General features: G+C 68.7%; 13 protein-coding genes. 6 read left to right on the top strand and 7 right to left on the bottom strand.

The window, feature by feature from the left end:
* Nucleotides 1-15: 15 nt before the first annotated feature.
* Nucleotides 16-972: a 5'-nucleotidase gene (locus ACWD01_RS10105; protein ID WP_451160024.1), complete on the top strand. Its 957-nt coding sequence runs from the start codon at nucleotides 16-18 to the stop codon at nucleotides 970-972.
* A 191-nt stretch (nucleotides 973-1,163) separates the two neighbouring features.
* Here the strand turns inward: ACWD01_RS10105 and ACWD01_RS10100 are convergent, their stop codons facing one another.
* Nucleotides 1,164-1,826, bottom strand: a complete 663-nt coding sequence (locus tag ACWD01_RS10100) for a hypothetical protein (RefSeq protein ID WP_451160022.1) — start codon at nucleotides 1,824-1,826, stop codon at nucleotides 1,164-1,166.
* Nucleotides 1,823-3,049, bottom strand: a complete 1,227-nt coding sequence (locus ACWD01_RS10095; protein WP_451160020.1) for an AAA family ATPase — start codon at nucleotides 3,047-3,049, stop codon at nucleotides 1,823-1,825. The genes ACWD01_RS10100 and ACWD01_RS10095 overlap by 4 nt, the downstream gene beginning before the upstream one ends.
* Nucleotides 3,050-3,463: 414 nt before the next feature.
* Between ACWD01_RS10095 and ACWD01_RS10090 the strand changes: the two genes are divergently transcribed.
* Nucleotides 3,464-4,375, top strand: a complete 912-nt coding sequence (locus tag ACWD01_RS10090) for a helix-turn-helix domain-containing protein (protein WP_451160018.1) — start codon at nucleotides 3,464-3,466, stop codon at nucleotides 4,373-4,375.
* Nucleotides 4,372-4,587: a DUF397 domain-containing protein gene (locus ACWD01_RS10085; RefSeq protein ID WP_451160016.1), complete on the top strand. Its 216-nt coding sequence runs from the start codon at nucleotides 4,372-4,374 to the stop codon at nucleotides 4,585-4,587. The genes ACWD01_RS10090 and ACWD01_RS10085 overlap by 4 nt, the downstream gene beginning before the upstream one ends.
* Before the next feature lie 64 nt (nucleotides 4,588-4,651).
* On the opposite strand, the gene ACWD01_RS10080 is transcribed toward ACWD01_RS10085, so the two are convergent.
* From ACWD01_RS10080 to ACWD01_RS10065, 4 genes are all read right to left on the bottom strand, one after another.
* Nucleotides 4,652-9,754, bottom strand: coding sequence for a class I SAM-dependent DNA methyltransferase (locus ACWD01_RS10080; RefSeq protein WP_451160014.1), 5,103 nt, complete (start codon nucleotides 9,752-9,754; stop codon nucleotides 4,652-4,654).
* A gap of 24 nt (nucleotides 9,755-9,778) precedes the next feature.
* Nucleotides 9,779-12,694: an SNF2-related protein gene (locus tag ACWD01_RS10075; protein WP_451160012.1), complete on the bottom strand. Its 2,916-nt coding sequence runs from the start codon at nucleotides 12,692-12,694 to the stop codon at nucleotides 9,779-9,781.
* Between the two features lie 84 nt (nucleotides 12,695-12,778).
* Entirely contained in the window at nucleotides 12,779-13,963 is a 1,185-nt protein-coding gene (locus tag ACWD01_RS10070) for a protein kinase domain-containing protein (protein ID WP_451160010.1), read from the bottom strand.
* Between the two features lie 338 nt (nucleotides 13,964-14,301).
* Nucleotides 14,302-15,360, bottom strand: coding sequence for an NAD(P)-dependent oxidoreductase (locus tag ACWD01_RS10065; protein ID WP_451160008.1), 1,059 nt, complete (start codon nucleotides 15,358-15,360; stop codon nucleotides 14,302-14,304).
* A 199-nt stretch (nucleotides 15,361-15,559) separates the two neighbouring features.
* On the opposite strand from ACWD01_RS10065, the gene ACWD01_RS10060 reads away from it, so the two are divergent.
* The 3 genes from ACWD01_RS10060 (at nucleotide 15,560) to ACWD01_RS10050 (ending at nucleotide 19,175) form a co-directional block, all read left to right on the top strand.
* The gene (locus ACWD01_RS10060) at nucleotides 15,560-16,429 is read left to right on the top strand and encodes a HalD/BesD family halogenase (RefSeq protein ID WP_451160006.1); all 870 of its coding nucleotides are present in this window, start codon (nucleotides 15,560-15,562) and stop codon (nucleotides 16,427-16,429) included.
* Between the two features lie 83 nt (nucleotides 16,430-16,512).
* Nucleotides 16,513-17,364, top strand: a complete 852-nt coding sequence (locus ACWD01_RS10055) for a class I SAM-dependent methyltransferase (protein WP_451160004.1) — start codon at nucleotides 16,513-16,515, stop codon at nucleotides 17,362-17,364.
* Between the two features lie 23 nt (nucleotides 17,365-17,387).
* On the top strand, nucleotides 17,388-19,175 hold the full coding sequence (locus tag ACWD01_RS10050) for a choline/carnitine O-acyltransferase (RefSeq protein ID WP_451160002.1): 1,788 nt from the start codon (nucleotides 17,388-17,390) through the stop codon (nucleotides 19,173-19,175).
* A gap of 161 nt (nucleotides 19,176-19,336) precedes the next feature.
* Here ACWD01_RS10050 and ACWD01_RS10045 read toward each other — a convergent pair whose 3' ends face one another.
* On the bottom strand, nucleotides 19,337-19,771 hold the full coding sequence (locus ACWD01_RS10045; RefSeq protein WP_451160000.1) for a glutaredoxin domain-containing protein: 435 nt from the start codon (nucleotides 19,769-19,771) through the stop codon (nucleotides 19,337-19,339).
* Nucleotides 19,772-19,801: the final 30 nt, after the last annotated feature.

Here is a 19,801-nt window from a genome sequence, read left to right as displayed (position 1 = left end):
GCAACGGAGAGTGCTGTGGCTTACGAACTTGAGAAGCGCCTGGTCATAGGTATCGCCTCCAGTGCGCTGTTCGACCTGGCTGAGGCGGATGCCGTCTTTCGCGAGAAGGGGGAGGAGGTCTATCGCGCCTATCAGGCACAGCACCTGGACGACAAGCTGGGTAAGGGCGTCGCCTTTCCCTTCATTCGCAGACTGCTGTCCCTGAACGATCTTTCACCCGATGACCCTCTGGTTGAGGTCATCATCCTTTCCCGTAACGACCCCGACACCGGGTTGCGGGTCATGCGATCCATCCAGGCCCACGGCCTGCCGATCAGCCGCGCCATCTTCATGCAGGGCCGCTCTCCCTACCGCTTCATGACAGCCCTGAACATGTCCCTATTTCTGTCCGCGAACGAGACTGATGTCCGCGAAGCCGTCGCACTCGGGCTGCCCGCAGGCCGAGTCCTGGGCGCCGTCGCAGCCGACGAGGGCGATGACCAAGATCTGCGGATCGCCTTTGACTTCGACGGCGTGCTCGCCGACGACTCCTCGGAGCGGATCTATCAGAGCGATGGCATCGAGGGATTCCGCTCTCACGAGATGATGAACGCAGCCACTCCACACGACCCGGGGCCCTTGCGGGACTTCTTGGCCAACATCAACCGACTCCAGCGGCGTGAAGAAGAGCAGCGGGCAAGGGACCCCAAATACGAGATCCGCGTGCATGTCTCTCTTGTCACTGCTCGCAATGCACCCGCCCATGAACGCGCGGTGCGCAGCCTGAAAGGCTGGGGAGTGACCGTCAACGACGCCTTCTTTCTAGGCGGCATAGACAAGAGTACGATCATGCGGGACCTCAAGCCTCACATCTTCTTCGACGACCAGGTCAGCCATCTGACCAGCACCTTCCGCAACACTCCCAGCGTTCACATCCCCTTCGGGAAGATCAACGAACCGGACAGTCTGGCCCCCGCCGAAGCAGGTCCGTGAGTGATGCGGGCACGTTTACCGCACGTCAGGCAGTCGGCTCGCCGATCTATTTCGTTCTGACACAACTGTTTCCTCGGCAGGCCGGCCGGATGAGTCGGACTCTGACACAGCCTGCCGTGTGAACCGCTTCGGGATCGTGACGCTTGTGCGAGCCGCACGATGACGACTGCCCTCGCTCCGAGCGCCGGCACCTACCTCGTCTTGCCCGGCCATCGCTTAAGGTCCTCTATGAAATCCGCGTACGACTGATTCCGCTTGGCCTGGCATGAGTTCACCAAGTTGTGGTCCACGGCGGCTTTCATCACGAGCGGTGCGTCGCTCTCGCGGTACATGGGGTGTCCGAGGTGGGTCTTCAAGTGCTCCTTCGTGCCAAGAATGCGACCGAGGTCACGCTGCCGATCGCGGTCCTTCAGCTTCCAGCCCGGCTTCACCTTGGGGAAGGCGTCGGGGAAGAGCATCAGCCATGCCTCGATCTCGTCCGCGGCGAGGGCGAGAGCCGTTTCGCAGTCGAAGGTGCGTTCCAGGTCCGCCGCGAGGCGCTTGCGTCGCTCCGTGTAGTTGTCGTCGATGACGTGGTCGAGATCGACGTGTACGACTATGCCGAGGAGCGTTGCCTGCTCCTTGGCGGCGAGACCCTGTGCCAGTTGTTTCAGCACCTGCAGACGGGGAGCCAGTTGATTGTCCGCCTTGTTGAGGCGCATGTCCCTGGTGATCTGGGCCATCTTGGGGCGCCGCGCAGCAGGGATGGCATGTACGACCGGGATGAGATGCCGCAGGATTTCGCGGTCGTATCGGCCTTCGCCGGCAACGGCGATCAGCTGCTTGGCGGACGAGCCCTTCTTGCCGGCCTTCAATTGATGCCTCCCAGTGTCCCGGAGAACCAGAGTTCGCCCAGCGGGAGCCCTTCCGACGCATCCACGATGGCGTGGATCCTCTCGGTGCTGATCGCCGGAATGAGAGACGCGCCCTTCTCGTCGCGCTCGCAGACGATGAACTCCTCCGGTTCCAGCTGATCGACGAACACCGGCGCGTGTGTGCTCACCAAGAACTGCGTCCGGTCGCTCGCCTCACGCAGCCGGTCCGCGAGCAGCGCCAGCGCGTGAGGATGCAGACCGTGATCGATCTCCTCGATGCATGTCAGAACGGGGGGATGCGGGTCGTGCAGGAGCGCGAGCAGGCAGAGGATGCGTACGGTGCCGAAGGACGCGTCTGCCAACTGGGTACTGCCACGCAGGCCGCGTTCCTTGAGTTGCACGGTGACGCGGTCATGGCTGCCGGGGGCGGGGCGAATGTAGATGTCCTCGATCGACGGGACGAGCGTCGTCGCGTCCTCCAGCAGGGCCGTCCAGGCATCCGAATCCTTCTGGAGCTCCAGGAGGAAGTCGGCGAGGTTCGACGCATCGTTCGCCAGGAGTTGCCCAGGGAACCCGACGGCCGCGGGGCGTCGTGCGGCCCGTACGTCGGCGTCGAAGATCCGCACGGAAGCGAGGTGGCCGGCAAGAACCTTGACGGCGGCGGCGCTGCTGCTCGACTGTGCCAGCGGAAGGGCCCCCTCGAGGCCACTTGCCCAGCGTGAAAGTTTCGGCCGGGCCGGCAGGTGTTCGGCGGTGCGAGTGGGGCCTTCCGCCTCTGCGGTCTCCTGGAGCACTCGGATCACGGAAGGTGCGTCCGGTTCGGTGTGGAGAATGAACTGCTCGCGGCGTGAGAGAGAGAAGGTGCCGTGCGGTGAACTGGGGAGACGCCGGTTCATGAGCGTGAGGCTGTACGTGTCAGGGGCGACGTCGGAGGCATGGTCGGTCCAGATGCCCTCCAGCGTGATGCGCATGGCGGCCAGAGTGCGGTCACCGCCGCGGTAGGCGACCTCTTGATAGCCCCCGCGCGCCGTCAGCGCACTCTCGATGCCGACGTTGGCCACATCTGCCAGGAACTCGAAGGCGCGCAACAGGTTGGACTTTCCCGCCGCGTTCGGACCCACCAGGACCGTCAGGGGACCCAAAGGGAGCCGCACGCGGGTGAGCGTGCGGAAGTTCTCCACGCTGAGCTGCAGAAATCGGCTGTTCAAGCGCCAGGCACCCATCTGTGAGGAGCGTGTGAAGAGGATGTGGTCACACTAACTGCACAGCCTCTGTGGCATGGCCCAAATCACTTAGCTGATGGGCGGGTTGGCGGACCGGTGACCGGCTTCGCCATCGTGCGTGGACGGGCTTCGCGCCGTGTCCGCGCCGGGCCAGTGCGACGGATCGAGCGGGAGATACGTCGTCACTACCGTTACCGGGCCGAACTCGACGGGCAAGGGGTCGCCCGGTCGGGGGAACGGGGGCGTTCTCCAGGCGAACGGGGATGTGAGGTGCGTACCGTTGATCGGGCGGGGCTTGGTGGGGTGTGAGGCGGTACGGGGCGGGTGTGTACGCGGGGGCCGGGTGGCTGTACGCGGGGTGAGGCGTGTCGGGGAGACGGCTGACGGCGTTGCACGCGGGAGGTGGTGGTGCGGATGACCATTGAGGACGAGCAGGGGCTCGGTGTCGCGCACGGTGCGGGCGACGGTGACGGGTACGGACAGGGGAGTGGGGATGCGGGCGGGGGTGCGCGCGGGGACGGGGACGGCCTCGGGGCGGGCATCCTGGGTGTGTTCGGGCGGCAGTTGAAGCGGTTCCGCGAGTGGGCGGAGCACGACCGCGCGGCGTTCGGCGCGATGACGGGTTACTCGGCGTCGACGATCGCGAGCTACGAGCAGGGTCGGCGCGTGCCGCAGCCGGCGTTCATCGACCAGGCGGATGAACTGCTTGGGGCGCGGGGTGTGTTGAAGGAGATGAAGGAGGAGGTCGCGCGGGCGCAGTATCCCGCGTTCTTCCGGGATGCGGCCAAGTTGGAGCGCCAGGCTATCGAACTCCATTCGTACGACAGCCTTGTGCTCAAGGGCCTGTTACAGACGGAGGAGTATGCACGCGCGGTGTTCGAGCAGTGGCGGCCGTTGCTGGACGAGTCCGTCATCGAGGAACGGGTCGCGGCGCGACTCGCTCGACAGGAGATCTTCAGCCGTCGTCCTGTTCCGCTCCTAAGCTTCGTCATGGAGGAGTCGGTGCTCCAGAAGCGCATCGGAGGTGACGCGGTGTGGCGAGGGCAGTTGGAGCAGGTTCTGCTGGTCGGCCAGAAGCGGAACGTCGAGATCCAAGTGATGCCTTCTGCGCGTGGAGAACACGCCGGACTTGGAGGCCCGTTCACCTTGATGGAGATGCAGGATGGGCGGAGGATCGCTTATACAGAGGTGCAGGGCGACAGTCGCCTGCACACGGAGAGAAGCAGGGTCCGGGAGCTGGAAGCCACGTACGGGATCATCCGAGCGCAGGCGCTGACCCCAGCTGAGTCACTGGCCTTGGTCGAAAGGTTGTTGAGAGACAGATGATTGCGCAGCTGACTGGGCGGGGCACGCAGGAGCTGGCCTGGTTCAAGAGCAGTTACAGCGCTGGCAACGGCGGCGATTGCGTTGAGGTCGCGGCGCGTCCTGACAGCGTGCACGTTCGGGACTCGAAGGACACGACCGTTCCGATGCTCACCGTGCAGGCGCAGGCGTGGCACGCCTTCGTCGGGTTCGCGACGGGAAGCGTTGCCGTGTAGGCAGGCGGTCGGCTTGGCGTGGGGCGGTTCCCGAGTTGTTTGGGGCCGCCCCACGGCGTTTGCGTCAGACGTCCACCGGGGCGGGCTCCGGCGGAGACCAACGGCCGGCGGCGATCTCCGCGTCGAGCCGCGCCTGGAAGTGCGCGTGCGCTGCCCGCATCTCGGTCTCCCGGTCGGCCTTATAGAACGGCGCGGTGTAGCCCCGGGGCGGCGAGGTCGTCTCTGGGCTCTCTAGGTGGGCGAGTAGGTCCAGGTAATCCTGCTTCGTCTGGCCATGTCCGTAGGTATTGAAGTCACCTGCAATCTTCCGGCCGTTGGCGTCGAAGTAGGACACTGATTCGTAGTCGTAAAGCTGTGGATAGCGTGATTTAAAGATCGCAACAAGCTGTTCGGCGGTGATGCCGAGCCAGACGGCGACAAGGGCATCGAGCTCGACAAGCGCGGCCCGACGCTCGTGCTCAGTACGGAGCGGCGTGGCGTATTCCCAGGTCGGCTTGAGGCCAGCGGCGAGGGGCCTCAGGTGGGGCCAGTGAGGGTTGGCCCAGTCCTCGTAGCCCGCCCAACGGGGATCAAACAGCTCGGACCAAAGGGGGGCGTAGTGGGTGGTGAGCGCGTTTAGTCGGAGGGTGCGGAGGAGGAGGGCGGCAGCAAGGGGGTGTTTTGGGTTGGGGGCTGGCATCTTGACGGCCTCGGCGACCTGGAGATTTGAGCGGCCAGTGATGCGCAGTACATAGTCGAGGGGAAGTGATGCCCAGAAGCCCGCATTGAGGGTCGTGAGTCGATTGTCTGCCAGAGCCATTGAGTACACAGCATGGATGTGCGTAGGGCCGGGTGGTAGAAGAGCGGCGTGGAGGCAGCGGCTACTGTCAAATGGGATCATTCGCCGCCATGCCAACCGAACAAACGATGAGTAAGGCATTCCACGCCAAGAGTCTTGAGCTGCTAGGAACGCCGCTTCGTCAGTGGCCCGTACGTAGTTGGTCGTGGGGGCGTACGCTTCGGGCAACCTTGAAGGCGAGAGCAAGTCCCAATCTCTGTTGCTCCGGCAGGGGATCCTCGGTTCCTTCGAGAAGGGAAGGGCCGAGGCGAAGTGCGGCCCCTGAAGGATGACATCGGAGAGCCGGGAGGCAACCTGGTTCCCCCAGCGGATGAGCCCATCCTTCTTAGCGCCAGCTTCGTCGTATCCTCTCGTGATATACGGCTGATAGTCGGCCAGGCTATTTTCGTAGGCGGCCAGTGCTTCGATCGCCCCTTGCTCACTTACGAGGACCGGGTACAACAGCGGAGCTTGTGCCGCTTCGCCTGTTGAGCCTGCCATGGTTTGCCACATAGTCAGCAACGCTGTGTCGACATGCACTACGCGCTCTCGATGTGGCCGAATGTCCCACGAGCCATTGTGCTTAATGCCCGGCGCCGCGCCTTCTCCGTCGTGGGTTAGCGAATCGGTCAACACCTCTGCGTCGCGCAGCTCGCTGAGGTGTAGGAAGTCTGGTCGTTGCGGTGTGCCGTAAATATGCATCCCGAATTCCTGAGACCGGTTGAGGTCTTCGAACGCCCAGTTTGCGGAGTTCACGAAATGGGCGTGGATCCGCAAGTGCCGGTACGTGGCGGCTCGTATCACGCCTTCACGGCCGCCGCCGAAATGAGTGTCCGGATGAATCAGGCCCGCGCGGCCATGTGGTGCGATGTGTTGCCACACGCGCGTCATAAAGGCGCGATAGAGGTCGCCCTGGGTCCCAACCAGAAGCGGATACGTGGCCGGGCTGCCCAGCACGGCCACGGCTCCCCCATGGGTAGTCAGCTCGTTGAGGAGATGGCTCTTGCCCTCTGCGCGTGTACCGAGAAGGTCTTCCTTGCGGAGGCGCCACTCGCCCGCACTGGGCTTTTCAGCCAGCACGAACCAAGGTTCCAGCTCCGCCAGAACAAGATCTTCCGCCCATCGGGGCCTTACCCACGGCGGGTTCCCCACCTGCAAGTCGTACCCACCTCGCCCAAAGACTTGAGCGAACTCCAACTCCCAGTGGAAGAAGCCCTGCTGGACCGCCACATCACGCGCAGCGCCCGACCACGGGTACCGCGACTCCAGGTGATGAGCCCGGTCCATGCCCATGTAGTCCGGGAGGTCGTCCTCGTACGGGGACAGCTCGCTCAGGGACTCGAACTCCGAGATGAGCGAGTCTGCAGGGACCTCCTGCGTGCCGAGCAGCGACTCCGCGAACTCCAGCCAGTCGTCCAGCCCCGCCAGCGGCACCACCTCCCGGCGCTGCGCGCCGCCCGCCGACTTCCGAGCGCCCCGCGTACGACGCCGGTCCACGTCCTCCCGCGTCAGCGACAGCTGCTTGGCGTCGTCCCCGAACCCCGGAAGCGCGTCGACCTCCCACGCCATCAGTACGCCCTCGTCCTCGGCGGCGGCCTCCGGGGTCAGGGCAGGAGCGGCGACGGTGGCCCGCTCGTACGCGCCGTCCGACCCGTCCAGCAGCGCAGCCTTCTGTACCGGCCAGAACCAGAGTGCGCACCACGCGTCCATCAGCGTCTTCAGCCGCCAGTACGGCGTATCGACCGCCTCCAGGTCAGCCAGCACGTCCTCCCGCTGCACCGCCTCCACCGGCTGGCGCAGCCACGCACTCTCCGCGCCCCACACATCGATGCGCCGCGAGATGTCCCGCTCCGAGATCTCGAGTCGCCGGCACACCAGCCCCCACAGGTACTCCGCCCTGCGCGCCAGCCCCTGCAACCTCGCCGTCTGCTTCGCAGTCGGCGACTTGGTGATCGCCTTGCGCCACGCCGCCAGAAGCTTCGCGTCCTCCGGCGCGAGCGCCTTCGCCTCCTTCTCGGCCGCGACCGCGCCCCACTCCTTCGCCGGCAGCAGGAAGTGGTGCACGGACCCCTCCGGAAGCCCCTCAGCCGCCGCCGTCAGCGGGAAGCGCTCCGGCGTCGTCCCCAGCCAGCCGCCCTTCTTCAGCCGCTCCGGCCCGTAGATCTCACGCCGCCCGCCGATCAGCGAGTTGCCCCGCCGCAGGTGCAGGCCGAACCACGGGGCCTCCATGCCCGGGTGCATGGTGTTGAGCCAGAGCGAGACCTCCGCCAGCTCCACGGCGGTCTCGTTGAGGTCGACCCCGTACGAGTTGTGCAGCGCGATGTACGCCTTGACCTTCTGGAGTTCGACCGGGTACTTCTCCGTGTCGATCGCCTCGCCGGTCTCCTCCTGCCGCCGCCGCAGGTACTCCGCCGCGACCTGGTTGATCGCCTCGTTGAGGAACGCGCCCGACCCGAGGGCCGGTTCGCAGATCTTCCAGTCCAGCAGCTCCCGCGCCTCGGTCTTCGTCCCGTCCTGGTCCAGCCGGTGCTGGAGTGCCAGCTGCACCGTGACCTTCGTCAGCGACTCCGGCGTGTAGTACGACGCCGAGGTCTGCCGGTCGCGCCCGGACAGCCGGTACACGAACGCGCCCGGCCGGTAGCGGACCCGTCGGTCCTCGCCGGTCTCTTCGTCACGTCGCCGTACGAACACGGCGTCCGCGTACTCGTCGGCCTTCGAGGCCGGGACGAGCCAGGAGCCGTCCTTCGGGTCACCGCCCTTCGCGACCTCGTACAGCTCCTCGCCCGCGACGAAGCCCGAGTACGACATCAGGCCCTCGTACACCGCGCCGAGCTGGTTGATGCCGAGCTGGGCGTACGAGATGAAGCCGCCGCGTTCGCCCTTCCTGCCCTTGGTGAGCATCAACTTGCGCAGCACCTGGTACAGCGTGGCGTTGCGCAGACGCGTGTCCAGGTACCGGGGCTCGCCGGTCTCGTCCTCGTCGTGGCGCGGGTCCGGGACCGAACGGGCGCCGATGAGGCGGATCGACCCGCCCTCGAAGAGCTTGGAGTGCAGCGGCTCGAACCGCAGGCCGACGTCTTCGGAAACCGAAGTCTCGGAGACCGCCGTGCTCTCCGTGGCCGCCGCCCCGTGCGTACGACGCGGCCGGTAGCCGTCCTGGACCTTCCGGAACAGCAGGTCCAGCGACTCGTACAGGTAGAAGCCCTCGCGCGCCTTCTCGCCGACCAGGTCGCGTTCCGCGACGAGTTCGCCGAGCCGCCCGAGTCCGTATCCCTGGTGGTACTCGGGGTAGTCCGACGGCAGGATGCCCAGCTCGGGGCGAGCCTCGGCGTACAGCAGGAACAGGATCCGGTACAGGTAGCGCAGCGACTCGCGCGTCAGCTGCCGACCCAGCTCCGGCAGGTCCCGGACCTCCTCCGGCCGCACGCCCTGCGTTCGGATGCGTTCCAGCACCTCGTTGGCGATGAGTTCGACCGACTCGCGCAGCCCGTCGCGCAGCTCCGACGAGACACCCACAGCGTGCTTGGTCGACTTGTCGACGAGACCGGCGAGCGGGTTCTCGCCGCCCTCCTCCGGGGTGCGCAGCGAGTCGGCGCCGAACAGGGCCGCCAGGGTGTCGAGTTCCTGGCCGTCCTTGGTGTTGTTGCGGTCGAGCGCGGTGTCCAGTGAGGCGGCCAGGTAGCGGCCCTCGCCCCAGGCCGCCCGGTCGGCGAGGACGATCACGCCGCCCGCGAGGAGCAGCACGTAGCGGGGCGCGTCCTCGCTCGCGAAGAGGTAGGAGGCCAGCTTGGAACCGGTCGTGATGGTGTTCTGCCCGTCGAGCCGCAGCGGGTTGAGCAGCCGGCCCGCCCCGTCCGGGTCGAGCGCGGCGTCCGGTTCGGCCGCCCAGCCGCAGTCAAGGGCGACGAGCCCCGGTTCGGCGTGCGCGACCTGAACCTCGTACGGGGTGTCGGCGCGGCGCACGGTGAGGGTCTGCGGCTTGGCGTCGTAGCCGAAGGCACGCAGCACGGAGGCGTTCAGCTCGGCCGCGCGGGTGCGCCACTCGGGCCGCTCGTAGGTGAGGGCGTCGCCGTCCTCGGTGTCGTCGCCGGCCGCGTCGGCGAAGTACGCGCGGGACTTGAAGTACGGGCGGCGCAGGGCCCGCAGGCCCAGGCGCGGGGTGACGGGCAGCGCGTCGGCGGCAGACTCGGTCTCCTCGGCGGTCGCGTCCGCAGCGGCTGCCGTCTTCGCCTCCTCCTCGCGTTCCTTCCACTTCGCCAGCAGGCCCGACTTGAGGTCTTTGGGGAAGACCTCGGCCAGGTAGTGCGCGGAGAAGTAGTCGCCGCGGTTGACCAGGGAGTCGTACGTCATGGCGGTAGGAACCTCCTGGTTCGTTCAGGCGCGGGCGGAAGCGGAGGACGACGCGGGGGAGGCCGCGTCGAGGACGGCGAGGATGCGGAGCATGGGGCGTCCGGTGGTCAGCAGCGAGTCGGCGAGCCGGGTCAGGTCCGTCTTCGTCGTACCGCCGAGGCTGAGCTGCTCCCAGTCGCCGAGGCGCTGCCGGTACTTCTCGATCGGCTGCTCCAAGGCGCGGTCCCAGTCGTCGCTGTGCTTGTCGAGGAACACCTCCGCCGCCCGCAGCGCGTCCGGGATGCCGGCGGCGAGGGCGTCGAGGTCGTGGGTGTGCAGCGGGTTGGCCATCGTCGGGCCGACACCGGCCCGGCGCAGGGCGTCGACCATGTCGTCGGAGGCCACCCCGTCCCGAACGGTCATCCACTTCACGACCGTCGGGCGGCCCAGCGCGTTGGAGTAGATGCCCTGCACGAGGTAGGTGGGCGCGGGGACATCGGCCGTGATGACCGGGGCCTCCTGACGGCCCAGGTTGACCAGGACCTTGTCCGTAAGCCACTCCACCACCGGGTGGAGGTCGGTCAGCAGCGAGATGTCGGGCCAGCTGGACGTGGACGACTCGCGGGCGCGGACCAGCGACAGGTTGGCCAGCTTGCGGTTCAGTGTCACCAGCATCCGCTCGTGGAGGCGCTGCTCGCGGCGGTAGTCCGGGGGCAGGGCCTTCATGCGGTGGACCAGATCGGCCGGCGGGCGGAACGACATCAGGCCCGTCTCGTCGTCGCGGTCCATCTCCAACTGCCGCTGCGCGTCCGGGAACACCTCGCGCAGCGCCTCGTCGACGAACTCCCGCGTCCCCGCGAACAGGCGCGGCACGACGGCGGGCGCGGGCGCCGGGCCCGTACCGTCGTCGTCTGCCGGTGCCGCGGGAACTTCGGACGCGGCCGGGGCCGCCTCCGCCTCGGTGCCGTCGAAGGCGTCGACCTCCGCGAAGAAGTCCGCCAGGAAGTCGTCCTTCGCCGCCGCCGCGTCCTCGGCCGACCGCTGAAGCGACTCGTCGACCGTGCGGCCCCGCAGCAGGTCCTGGACGAGGGACTTCTCCTCGGCCTCCGCCCGGTAGAGCCCGCTCACCGCCTCCGCTGTACCCAGTGAGCGGTGCGCCTCGTCCTCCCGCTCCAGCAGCCGCTCCGCGACCGTCCGGTCGTCCTTCGCGCCGTCCACCTCGCTCGTGAGGATCAGCGCGCGGAACTGCGGCTGGTGGGCCTGCCCGTAGCGGTCGATACGGCCGTTGCGCTGCTCGATGCGGATCAGCGACCAGGGCACGTCGTAGTGGATCAACTGGTGGCACTGGCGGTGCAGGTTGACACCCTCGGAGGCGACGTCGCCCGTGAAGAGGATGCGTACGGGGGTGTCGGCGAGCCCGAAGTCCTCGACGCACTGCATCTGCTGCTCGTCGGAGAGTCCGCCGTGCATCACGCGCGCCGCCTCGCCGAGCGCCTTGCCCTTGAAGCCGAGCGCCGCCGGCACTGCCTCCCGCAGCCACTCCAAGGTCTGGACGCGTTCCGAGAAGACCACGACCCGGGTGTCCGACTTGGGGCCGACGCCGATCGCCTTCAACTGCCCGACCAGCGCCGTGAGCTTCGCCGAGTCGGACTCCGTCATCCCCGCCGTCAGCTCGTCCAGCCTGCGCAGGGCCACCAGCTCCGGCGAGTCCGGGTCGGCGAAGTCCTTCTTCAGCAGCGTCTTGATCCGGGCCGAGACCGTCGCCCGGAAGGCACGGTGCGAGGAGAGGAACGACTTCAGCAGCGTGTACGGGAACAGCGGCACCTCGCTGACCGACGTGCCCTCCCCCGGAGCCGGCAGCCACACCCGCGCCAGCTCCTCGAACACCTTCTCCTCGGCCGGTGTCGCCGCGCAGTGCACCGACTCCGACGGGCCCCGGTCCGCCCACTGGCCCTTCATCGTCTCGCGGACCTCGGGGCTGACCTTCGTCCGGCGGATGAACAGGTGCTTGATGTCGTCGGCGTCGTAGTGCTCCGGGTTGCGGATCGCCGCCGGGTCGAGCAGCGCGATCAGTTCGGCGAAGGAGCGGGCGTTGCCGTTGTGCGGGGTGGCCGATGCGAGGATGAGGGCGTCGGTGCGGGGCGCGAGGAGCTGGGCGAGCTGGTTGCGCAGCGAGCCGCGGTTGATCAAATTGTGCGACTCGTCGATGACGACCGCGTCCCAGCGGATCTGCTCCAGATGATGCTTGTACTGGTCCGTGTTCTTCAGGGTGTCGATGGAGACGATGACCCGCTTGAAGTACGTGAACGGGTTCCGGCCCGCCGGGATCTCCCGCTGCACCTTCTCGATGCCCGCCGAGTCCAGCCGGATCAGCGGAATGGCGAACCGGGTCCACAGCTCGTGCTGGAACTGCTCCAGGACGTGCTGCGGTGTGACGACGAGGATGCGCTCGCCCCGGCCGCGCCGGATCAGCTCGGCCAGGGTGAGGCCGATCTCCAGCGTCTTGCCGAGGCCGACCACGTCGGCGATCAGCAACCGGGGCCGCAGGTTGAGACCGGAGAGCGCGAGCTGAGCCGGGCGGTGCTGGTACGGGAGGGCGTCGAGCAGGAAACTGTCGGCGAGGGCGAGGCCGCGCTCGGACTGGGGGAGCGGGGTCTTGCGGAGTACGGCCTCCAGGAAGAGGCGGCTGCGGCGGAAGTTCGCCGAGTCGTCCGCGATCAGCTTGGTGCGGCGCGGGTCCATCAGCTCCACGTCGTCCAGGGCCGTGAAGAAGACGGCCTCCTGGTCGCGGACGAACTCCGAGACGCCCACCGCCTCGATCCGGTCGCCGTCGTGGGCGGTGCGCGTGACGTTCCGTACGAGCCACTCCTCGTCGCGCACGACGATCTGCGCACCGGGCGGATACTGCGCGTCCGCCACGACATCTGCGGGCCGGTCCGTGCGCTCCTGCTCGACGGTCACGGGCGCTGCCTCCTGTGCTGTTGCTGCTCTGCGGGGTGGTGCGGGGGGAGGGTGCTGCGGGGCGCGGGGCGTGGGGCCCGGAGGTCAGAACTTGGCGCTCTGCGCGTACGTCTCGCGCAACTGCTGGGCGACCTTGCGCGCCTGCACCGAGTGGCGCAGCGGCGCGGGGGCGGCGGCGCGCTTCGTGATACGGGCGGGGCGCACAGCGGGCGCGGCCGGCTTGTGGGGAGCGATGTCCGCCTGGAGCGTGGGGGCCGGCGCGTGCGGGGGCGCGTCCACCGGACCGGGCAGGGTCGGCAGGGGTTGCGTGATCGGCAGCGTGGGGGCCGGGACCCGGGCGGCAGGCTGCGGCAGCGGCTCCGTGGGGAGCTCGGACGATCGGACGAAGGGCCCGGGCGCCGTGTGTGTGGTCAGCCGGCGGCGGGCCTGCGCGACCTTCAGACCCTGCGCCTCGATCACGGCCCGGCACGTCTGGACGACCTCGGGCATCGTGGGCCGGTCCCCGGCGGCGTGAGCGAGCATCGACGTCAGCAGCGGGGTCAGCTCGTCCGGAGCACCCGAGAGGTCGGGTTCGGTCCCGCTCTGGATGATCATGTTGAACAGGACGTGGATGTTGGCTGCTTCGTACGGATAGTGGCCGGTCGCGGCGTACAGCAGCACCGCGCCCAGCGCGTACACGTCCACCGGGGAAGTCAGCGGCTTGACGCCGCTCGCCTGCTCGGGGGCCATGCAGGTGGGGGTGCCCATCACGGTGTTCGGGGCGGTGAGCGTCACCCCGGCCTCGGAGAACACGGCGAGCCCGAAGTCGATGATCTTCGGACCGTTGGGGCCGAGGAGGATGTTGGCCGGCTTCAGATCACGGTGGACCAGACCCTGCTTGTGCACAGCCGCCAGTGCTTCCGCGAGCGTCGCGCCGAGGGAGGCGACCAGCACGGGCGGGAGTGGGCCGTTGGTGGTGATGTGCCGGCGCAGATCGGGACCGTCGACGTACTCGGTCGCCAGCCACGGCCGCTCCGCCTCCGGATCGGCGTCCAGGAACGCGGCGATGCGCGGGCCCCAGACCGTCTTGAGGACTTCGATCTCCTGCGCGAAGCGCAGCCGGGCCTCGGAGTCGACGACCGATGCCTTGATCACCTTCACAGCCGCAGGCTCTCCACCGGGCGACTCGCCGAGATAGACCTGGCCCATGCCGCCGTGCCCGATCCGGCCGAGCAGCTCGAAGCCGCCGACCTCGGAAGGGTCCTCGGGGCTGAGCGGTGTGGTCTGCACAGGTCCTCGTCAGGGCTGATCAGGCAATCAATGTCCGGGAACACCGTAGTCGACCGCGCTCAGTGACGGCAGGTGTACCCGGACATTGCCGACCCGGTGGCCCGTGGACCGCCTTCGAAGAGGAGTCCGATCCGCGCTGTTTCGAGCGATCTTCACAGCACATGCATATCGTGCAGGTCGGTTCCTGCGTGCCAGGGCACCTCGATGACGATGGTGTCCACGGCGACGGGGTCCCGTACGGCCGCGACGCCGGTGCGGCCGCCCCGGCGACCGGGCGGGACCGGTCACCCGGAGGGCGACGCAAGCAGCACTGAACAGCGCCCCAGCGACCGCATACGTTACGGCGTCACCACGGGGACGCCTTCCGGGCGGCCGGTGAGCAGCGCTGCGATGTGGTCGGCGCAGCGGAGGGCGGCCTCGGCCATCGCGCGCCGGGTCATCCCGGCGACGTGCGGGGTGAGCAGGGCGTTGGACAGGCCGAACAACGGGGAGCTGAAAGCGGCGTGCTCGTGGGCGAAGGTGTCGACGGCGGCGCCCGCCAGGGGGTGCGCCGGGTCGCGCAGCGCGTCCGCCAGGGCCTGCTCGTCGACGATTCCGCCCCGGGAGGTGTTCAGCAGGATCGAACCGGGCCGCATCAGCGCCAGTTCCGCCTGGCCGATCATTCCCCGGGTCTGCGGGGTGAGCGGGAGGTGCAGGGAGATCACGTCGCTGCCGGCCAGCAGGGCGCGGAGGGACTCGGCTCGGGGCACCGCCGCCGCTGCCGGGCGGCGGGAGAGACCGTGGACGGTCATGCCGAGGGCGGCCGCCCGCTCGGCCAGCGCCTGGCCGATCCGGCCGAGCCCGAGGATGCCCAGGGTCAGTTCCGACAGCTCGACCGCGGGGGTGGTCGGCGCGCTCCAGCGGCCGTGGTGCGCGGCCTCGTTGTGCCCCGACAGGTTCCGGATCAGGGCGAGCAGCTGCGCCAGGGTGAACTCCGCGACCGCGGTCGCGTTGGAACCCGGGGTGTGGGTGACGGCGACGCCGTGGCGGGCGGCGGCGGCCAGGTCGACGTGGTCGGTGCCCGCCCCGGCCCGACCGATCACCCGGAGCGGGTTCACCAGCGCCGGATCGGTCGCCGCCGCCAGAAACGCGGCGCGCAACGGGACGCCCGCCCGGGACTTCACGGCGTGATGGCCGAGCCCGTCGCGGACGGTCTCGGCGATCAGCAACGACTCGTCGAAGGCGTCGAAGTCGGCGAAGTCCACCCGGTCCGTCCACGCGGCCCGCGCGCTCGCCCGGTCGGCCACCCGCCGGAGGTTCAGCGTGACGGCCGCTCCGTGCCCGAGCAGGCGCTCCAGCTCACGATCAAGCAGTTCCCCAGGAGCCGCGTCCAACAGCAGAACCCGCATCCGTCCCATGAATCTTCCCTCGGTGACTTACCAGGTGCGGCCCCGAGTATGCCGCCCCGGCTTCGTGTGACGTGTCACAGACAACGAGGGCGGCTCTGTGGCAGCTTCGGCGCAAGCTTCAACGCTCCTGTGTCTCAGCGGAGTTGATGAGGAGCCGCGCCGGGAGCATTCCGCCCGGGACGGTCTGCCCGCATGTGGAGAGGATCGATTGAGAACCTTGGAAACCGCAACGCTCGACCAGGTGGTCGACACGGCTCGCTATCCCCTGTCGGAACCCGAGAGCGCCGAGGCACAGGCCGTGGTCTCCCGCGCCGGGCTCGAGTTGCGGACTCTCGGCTGCACCGTGCTGCCGGACTTCATCCGTCCGTCGCTCCGCGAAGTCCTGCGGCAGGAGTGCTCGGCCATCGCCCCTCGGGCCCACTACGACGTCGAAACCGTCAACGTCTACAACATCGCGGTGGATTCGGCGCTGCCCGAGGACCACCCCGGTCGGCGCACCTTCCAGCGGGGCAACGCCTTCGTCGCGCGGGACCGCGTCCCCCAGAGTTCCCTCATCAGCAGGCTCTACTCCCACCCGGTGTTCCAGGACTTCATCGCCCGCTGCTTCGGGCTGCCGCAGCTCCACGAGCTGGCGGACCCGCTCTCCGGGCTGGTTCTCAATGTCGTCGCTCCCGGCATGGAGCACCCCTGGCACTTCGACACCAATGAGTTCACCGTCAGCATGCTCACCCAGCAGGCACAGGCCGGCGGCGACTTCGAGTACTGCCCGAACATCAGGTCCGCGCACGACGAGCGCTTCGACGACGTCCGGGACGTACTGGACGGCCGTGGCGAGCGGCTGATTCGGAGCCTGCCCCTGCAGCCGGGTGACCTGCAGCTGTTCAAGGGCCGCTACTCGCTGCACCGGGTGAGCCCCGTGCGCGGCGAGGTCGCCCGCCACTCCGCGATATTCGCCTACAGCGAGCACCCGGGCGTCATCGGGAGCGTGGCACGGACCCAGCAGCTCTTCGGCCGCGTACTGCCCGAGCATCTGGCGGCCGAGGGCCGGGCCGTGCGGGGCGACCTGCTGCTGGACTAGCGGTATCCCCGCTCCGCGATCCGGCGCTGCGCGAGCCCCCGCTGCGCGATCCGCACCAAGCGATCAATGGAGGAGTAAGCCCTGTGCGATTCGACGCCACCGGGAAAGTCTCTCTCGACCACATCTACACCCAGCCCGATCCGCGCAGCTATTTCAGCGCGCTGAACCCGCTCGGCTACAGCATTCCCCAGCAGGCCAAGCCCTACTTCGCCAAACTCATCAAGGAGTACCGCGACTCGCAAGGTGTCGCGGTCCCCAAGGTGCTGGACATCGGCTGTTCCTACGGAATCAACGCCGCCCTGCTGAAGTACGACGCGACGATGGACGAGCTGTACGCGCGCTACGCCGGCCAGGAGCGCGCGGGAGAGAGCCGCGAAGCCCTGCTGGCCCACGACCGGGAGCTGGCCCGGTCGCGCCGCCCCGCGCAACCCGTCCGCTTCGTCGGCCTCGACACCTCCGGCAGCGCGCTGTCCTACGCGCTCGACGCCGAGTTCCTGGACGACGCGGTCCACGCCGACCTGGAGGAGCGCGAGCCCACGCCGCGGCAGCGCGCCCAGTTCGCCGGGACGGACCTGGTGATCTCGACGGGCTGCCTCGGCTACGTCACGGAGCGCACGCTCACCCGAGTCGTCCAGGCACAGGGCACCCGCCGGCCCTGGATGGCGCACTTCGTCCTGCGGATGTTCCCGTTCGACCCCGTCGAGCACGCGCTGGCCGAGCTGGGCTACCGGACCGTCCGTGCCGATGGGTCCTTCAGACAGCGCAGGTTCGCCTCTTCTGAGGAGCAGGCGCTCGTGCTGGACAGGATGTCGGCCGTCGGGGTGAATGCGCGGGGCCTGGAGGCGGAAGGCTGGCTGTACGCACAGCTCTACCTCTCCCGGCCCGCTGACGGGGAAGCCACAGGCCCCATTGAACTGAATCGAGAGCAGAATTGAACACCAGTCAGGACATGCCTGCCATGACGACCTTCTCCCAGGAGGCCGGTCTGCCGCGCGTGCCGCTGCCCACACTCGAAGCGAGCTGCGAGAGGTTCCTCGCCTGGTGCGAGCCGCTGCTGACCGTCGACGAACTGGCGGCGACGGAGGCCGAGGTGGCAGCGTTCCTCCGGCCGGACGGCCCGGGCCGGGTGCTGCACGCGGCGCTGGAGGAGTACGACGCGGCGGAGGGCGTACACAGCTGGCTCGACACCTTCTGGCCGTACCGCTACCTGGGCCGCCGGGACCGGATCGCGCTCAACGCCAACTTCTTCTTCCTGTTCAAGGACACCGGCCGGCCGCAGGTGGAGCGTGCTGCCGGGCTCATCGCCGGGGCCGTCGACTACAAGCGGCAGCTCGACCAGGAGCTCATTCCTCCGGTGATGCAGCGCGGGGAGCCCCAGTCGATGGAGCAGAACAAGTATCTGTTCTCCGCGACGCGTATTCCCGGCGCGGAACAGGACACCGTGCGCAGCCCCTACACCGACCAGTGGCCGGGCCCGTCCCGGGCCCGGCACATCGTGGTGTTCTTCCGGGGAGGCATGTTCCGCCTGGACGTGCTCGGCGCGGACGGCGTCCCGCACAGCCTCGAAGACCTCGAGGCAGGACTGCACGCGGTGATGAAGGCCGGCGCCGAACCGGCCGCCGCGGACACCTCGGTGGGCCACCTCACCACCATGGCTCGCGCTCAGTGGGCGGCAGCCCGCCAGTCCCTGCTCGCGTGCCACCCCCGCAACGCGGACGCGCTCGACGACGTCGAGACCGCCCTGTTCTGCGTCTGCCTGGAGGACTTCGCCCCGGCGGACACCCAGGACGCCTGCGACCAGCTGCTGTACGGCGACCGCGGCAACCGCTGGTTCGACAAGGCGGTGTCCTTCATCGTCTTCGCCGACGGCCGCGCGGGCATCAACGTGGAGCACTGCGAGCTGGACGGCACCACCATCCTCAGCTTCACCGACGCCCTGCTGACCACCCCGGCCGAGGAGCACTCCCGCCGGTCCGGCGCCCGCTCCCAGGGGCTGCCGGCGCTGGAACCGGTCGTCTTCGAACTCGACGACGCCCTGCGGGCCCAAGTGCGCTCGGCCGCCGACGCGTTCGCGGCGTACGGAGCTGCCACCGCCACCCGCATCGTGTCCTTCGACGACTTCGGCAGCAGTGCGGCCAAGGCCCTGGGCGTCTCGCCGGACGCGTTCGTCCAGGTGGCCTACCAGCTCGCCCACCAGCGCGCCAAGGGACACCTGGGCGCTACGTACGAGTCGATCGCCACCCGCCAGTACCGGCACGGGCGGACAGAGGCGATGCGCGTCGTCACCCCCGAGATGCACGAGTTCGTCGCGGCCATGACCGATCCGGCAGCCGACGCCGCCACCCGGCGCGCCGCGTTCCGGGCCGCCGCCCAGAAGCATGTGACGCGCGCAAAGGAATGCCGGCTGGGAGAGGCACCCGAGCAGCACCTGTGGGAACTGGAACTGATCCAGCGACGGCGCGGGGCCGAGCTGGGAGTGACCGAGCAGCCCGCGCTGTACCGCACTCCGGGCTGGCTGACGATGCGGGACGACTACCTGAGCACCAGCTCCGCACCGTCCGCCAACATCCAGTACTTCGGCTTCGGGGCCACGAGTGACCGGTGTATCGGCGTCGCGTACGTGCTGCTGCCGGAGCGGTTCAACCTCTATCTGAGCACACCGCTGGGGGTGGCCGACCAGATGCGGACGTTCGCGGACCGCCTCCGGGAGGCGGTCGGCGAACTTCGGGAGCTGCTGGCCGACTGACCGGCAGGGCTGCCACCCCGCGTCGGGGTGGCAGCCCTGCCGCGTGCGGCCCTACCCGCGACCGGCTCACGCGTCATGACCGGCGCTTGGGAACCGCCCCACTACCGCTGCCCCCACTTGCCGGGGCACACCGGCAGCGTGGAGACCCGCCAGGGCGCAAGTCAAGAAGGCGGGAGTTGCTCGCGCACCCACGCGGGGTCCGGGTTCACGTGCGGCCGGCCCGCCACGAGGACGGTCGGTACGGTCTCGTTGCCGTCGTTGGCCGCCCGTACCGCTGCCGCTCCCGCCGGGTCGCGCCAGATGTCGACCCAGTGCAGCCGGCGGGCGTTGCGGCCCAACCGGATGCGCAGTCGCAGGCAGTACGTGCAGCCCGGCCGCCAGAAGACGACCGGCCGGCCGTCGACCGCGCTGAGGCGTTGTGCCTCCAGCGCACCGATCGACCTCGGGAAGATCAGCGGCGAGTTCACAGCTGCCGGCAACCCGAACACCAGCAGGAGCACCACGGCCTCGCCGGGGCTCCCCTTGAGGAACATCCCGGTCGCGACGGCTGAGCCGCAGAGCACGAACAGCGTCGGCAGGATCCAGGGGCGCTTCATGATGACGCAGGCTACCGAGGGCCGCGACGC

The organism is Streptomyces sp. NPDC002835, from assembly GCF_053591995.1.
Note: the sequence above shows the minus strand (reverse complement) of the source record. Positions and strands in the feature narration are given on the sequence as shown.

Bases quoted from the DNA above. Each gene is read 5' to 3' on its own strand.
- ACWD01_RS10065 (WP_451160008.1), bottom strand. From the start codon at position 15,360: ATGGGACGGATGCGGGTTCTGCTGTTGGACGCGGCTCCTGGGGAACTG.
- ACWD01_RS10085 (WP_451160016.1), top strand. From the start codon at position 4,372: ATGATTGCGCAGCTGACTGGGCGGGGCACGCAGGAGCTGGCCTGGTTC.
- ACWD01_RS10045 (WP_451160000.1), bottom strand. From the start codon at position 19,771: ATGAAGCGCCCCTGGATCCTGCCGACGCTGTTCGTGCTCTGCGGCTCA.
- ACWD01_RS10080 (WP_451160014.1), bottom strand. From the start codon at position 9,754: ATGACGTACGACTCCCTGGTCAACCGCGGCGACTACTTCTCCGCGCAC.
- ACWD01_RS10050 (WP_451160002.1), top strand. From the start codon at position 17,388: ATGACGACCTTCTCCCAGGAGGCCGGTCTGCCGCGCGTGCCGCTGCCC.
- ACWD01_RS10090 (WP_451160018.1), top strand. From the start codon at position 3,464: ATGACCATTGAGGACGAGCAGGGGCTCGGTGTCGCGCACGGTGCGGGC.
- ACWD01_RS10095 (WP_451160020.1), bottom strand. From the start codon at position 3,049: ATGGGTGCCTGGCGCTTGAACAGCCGATTTCTGCAGCTCAGCGTGGAG.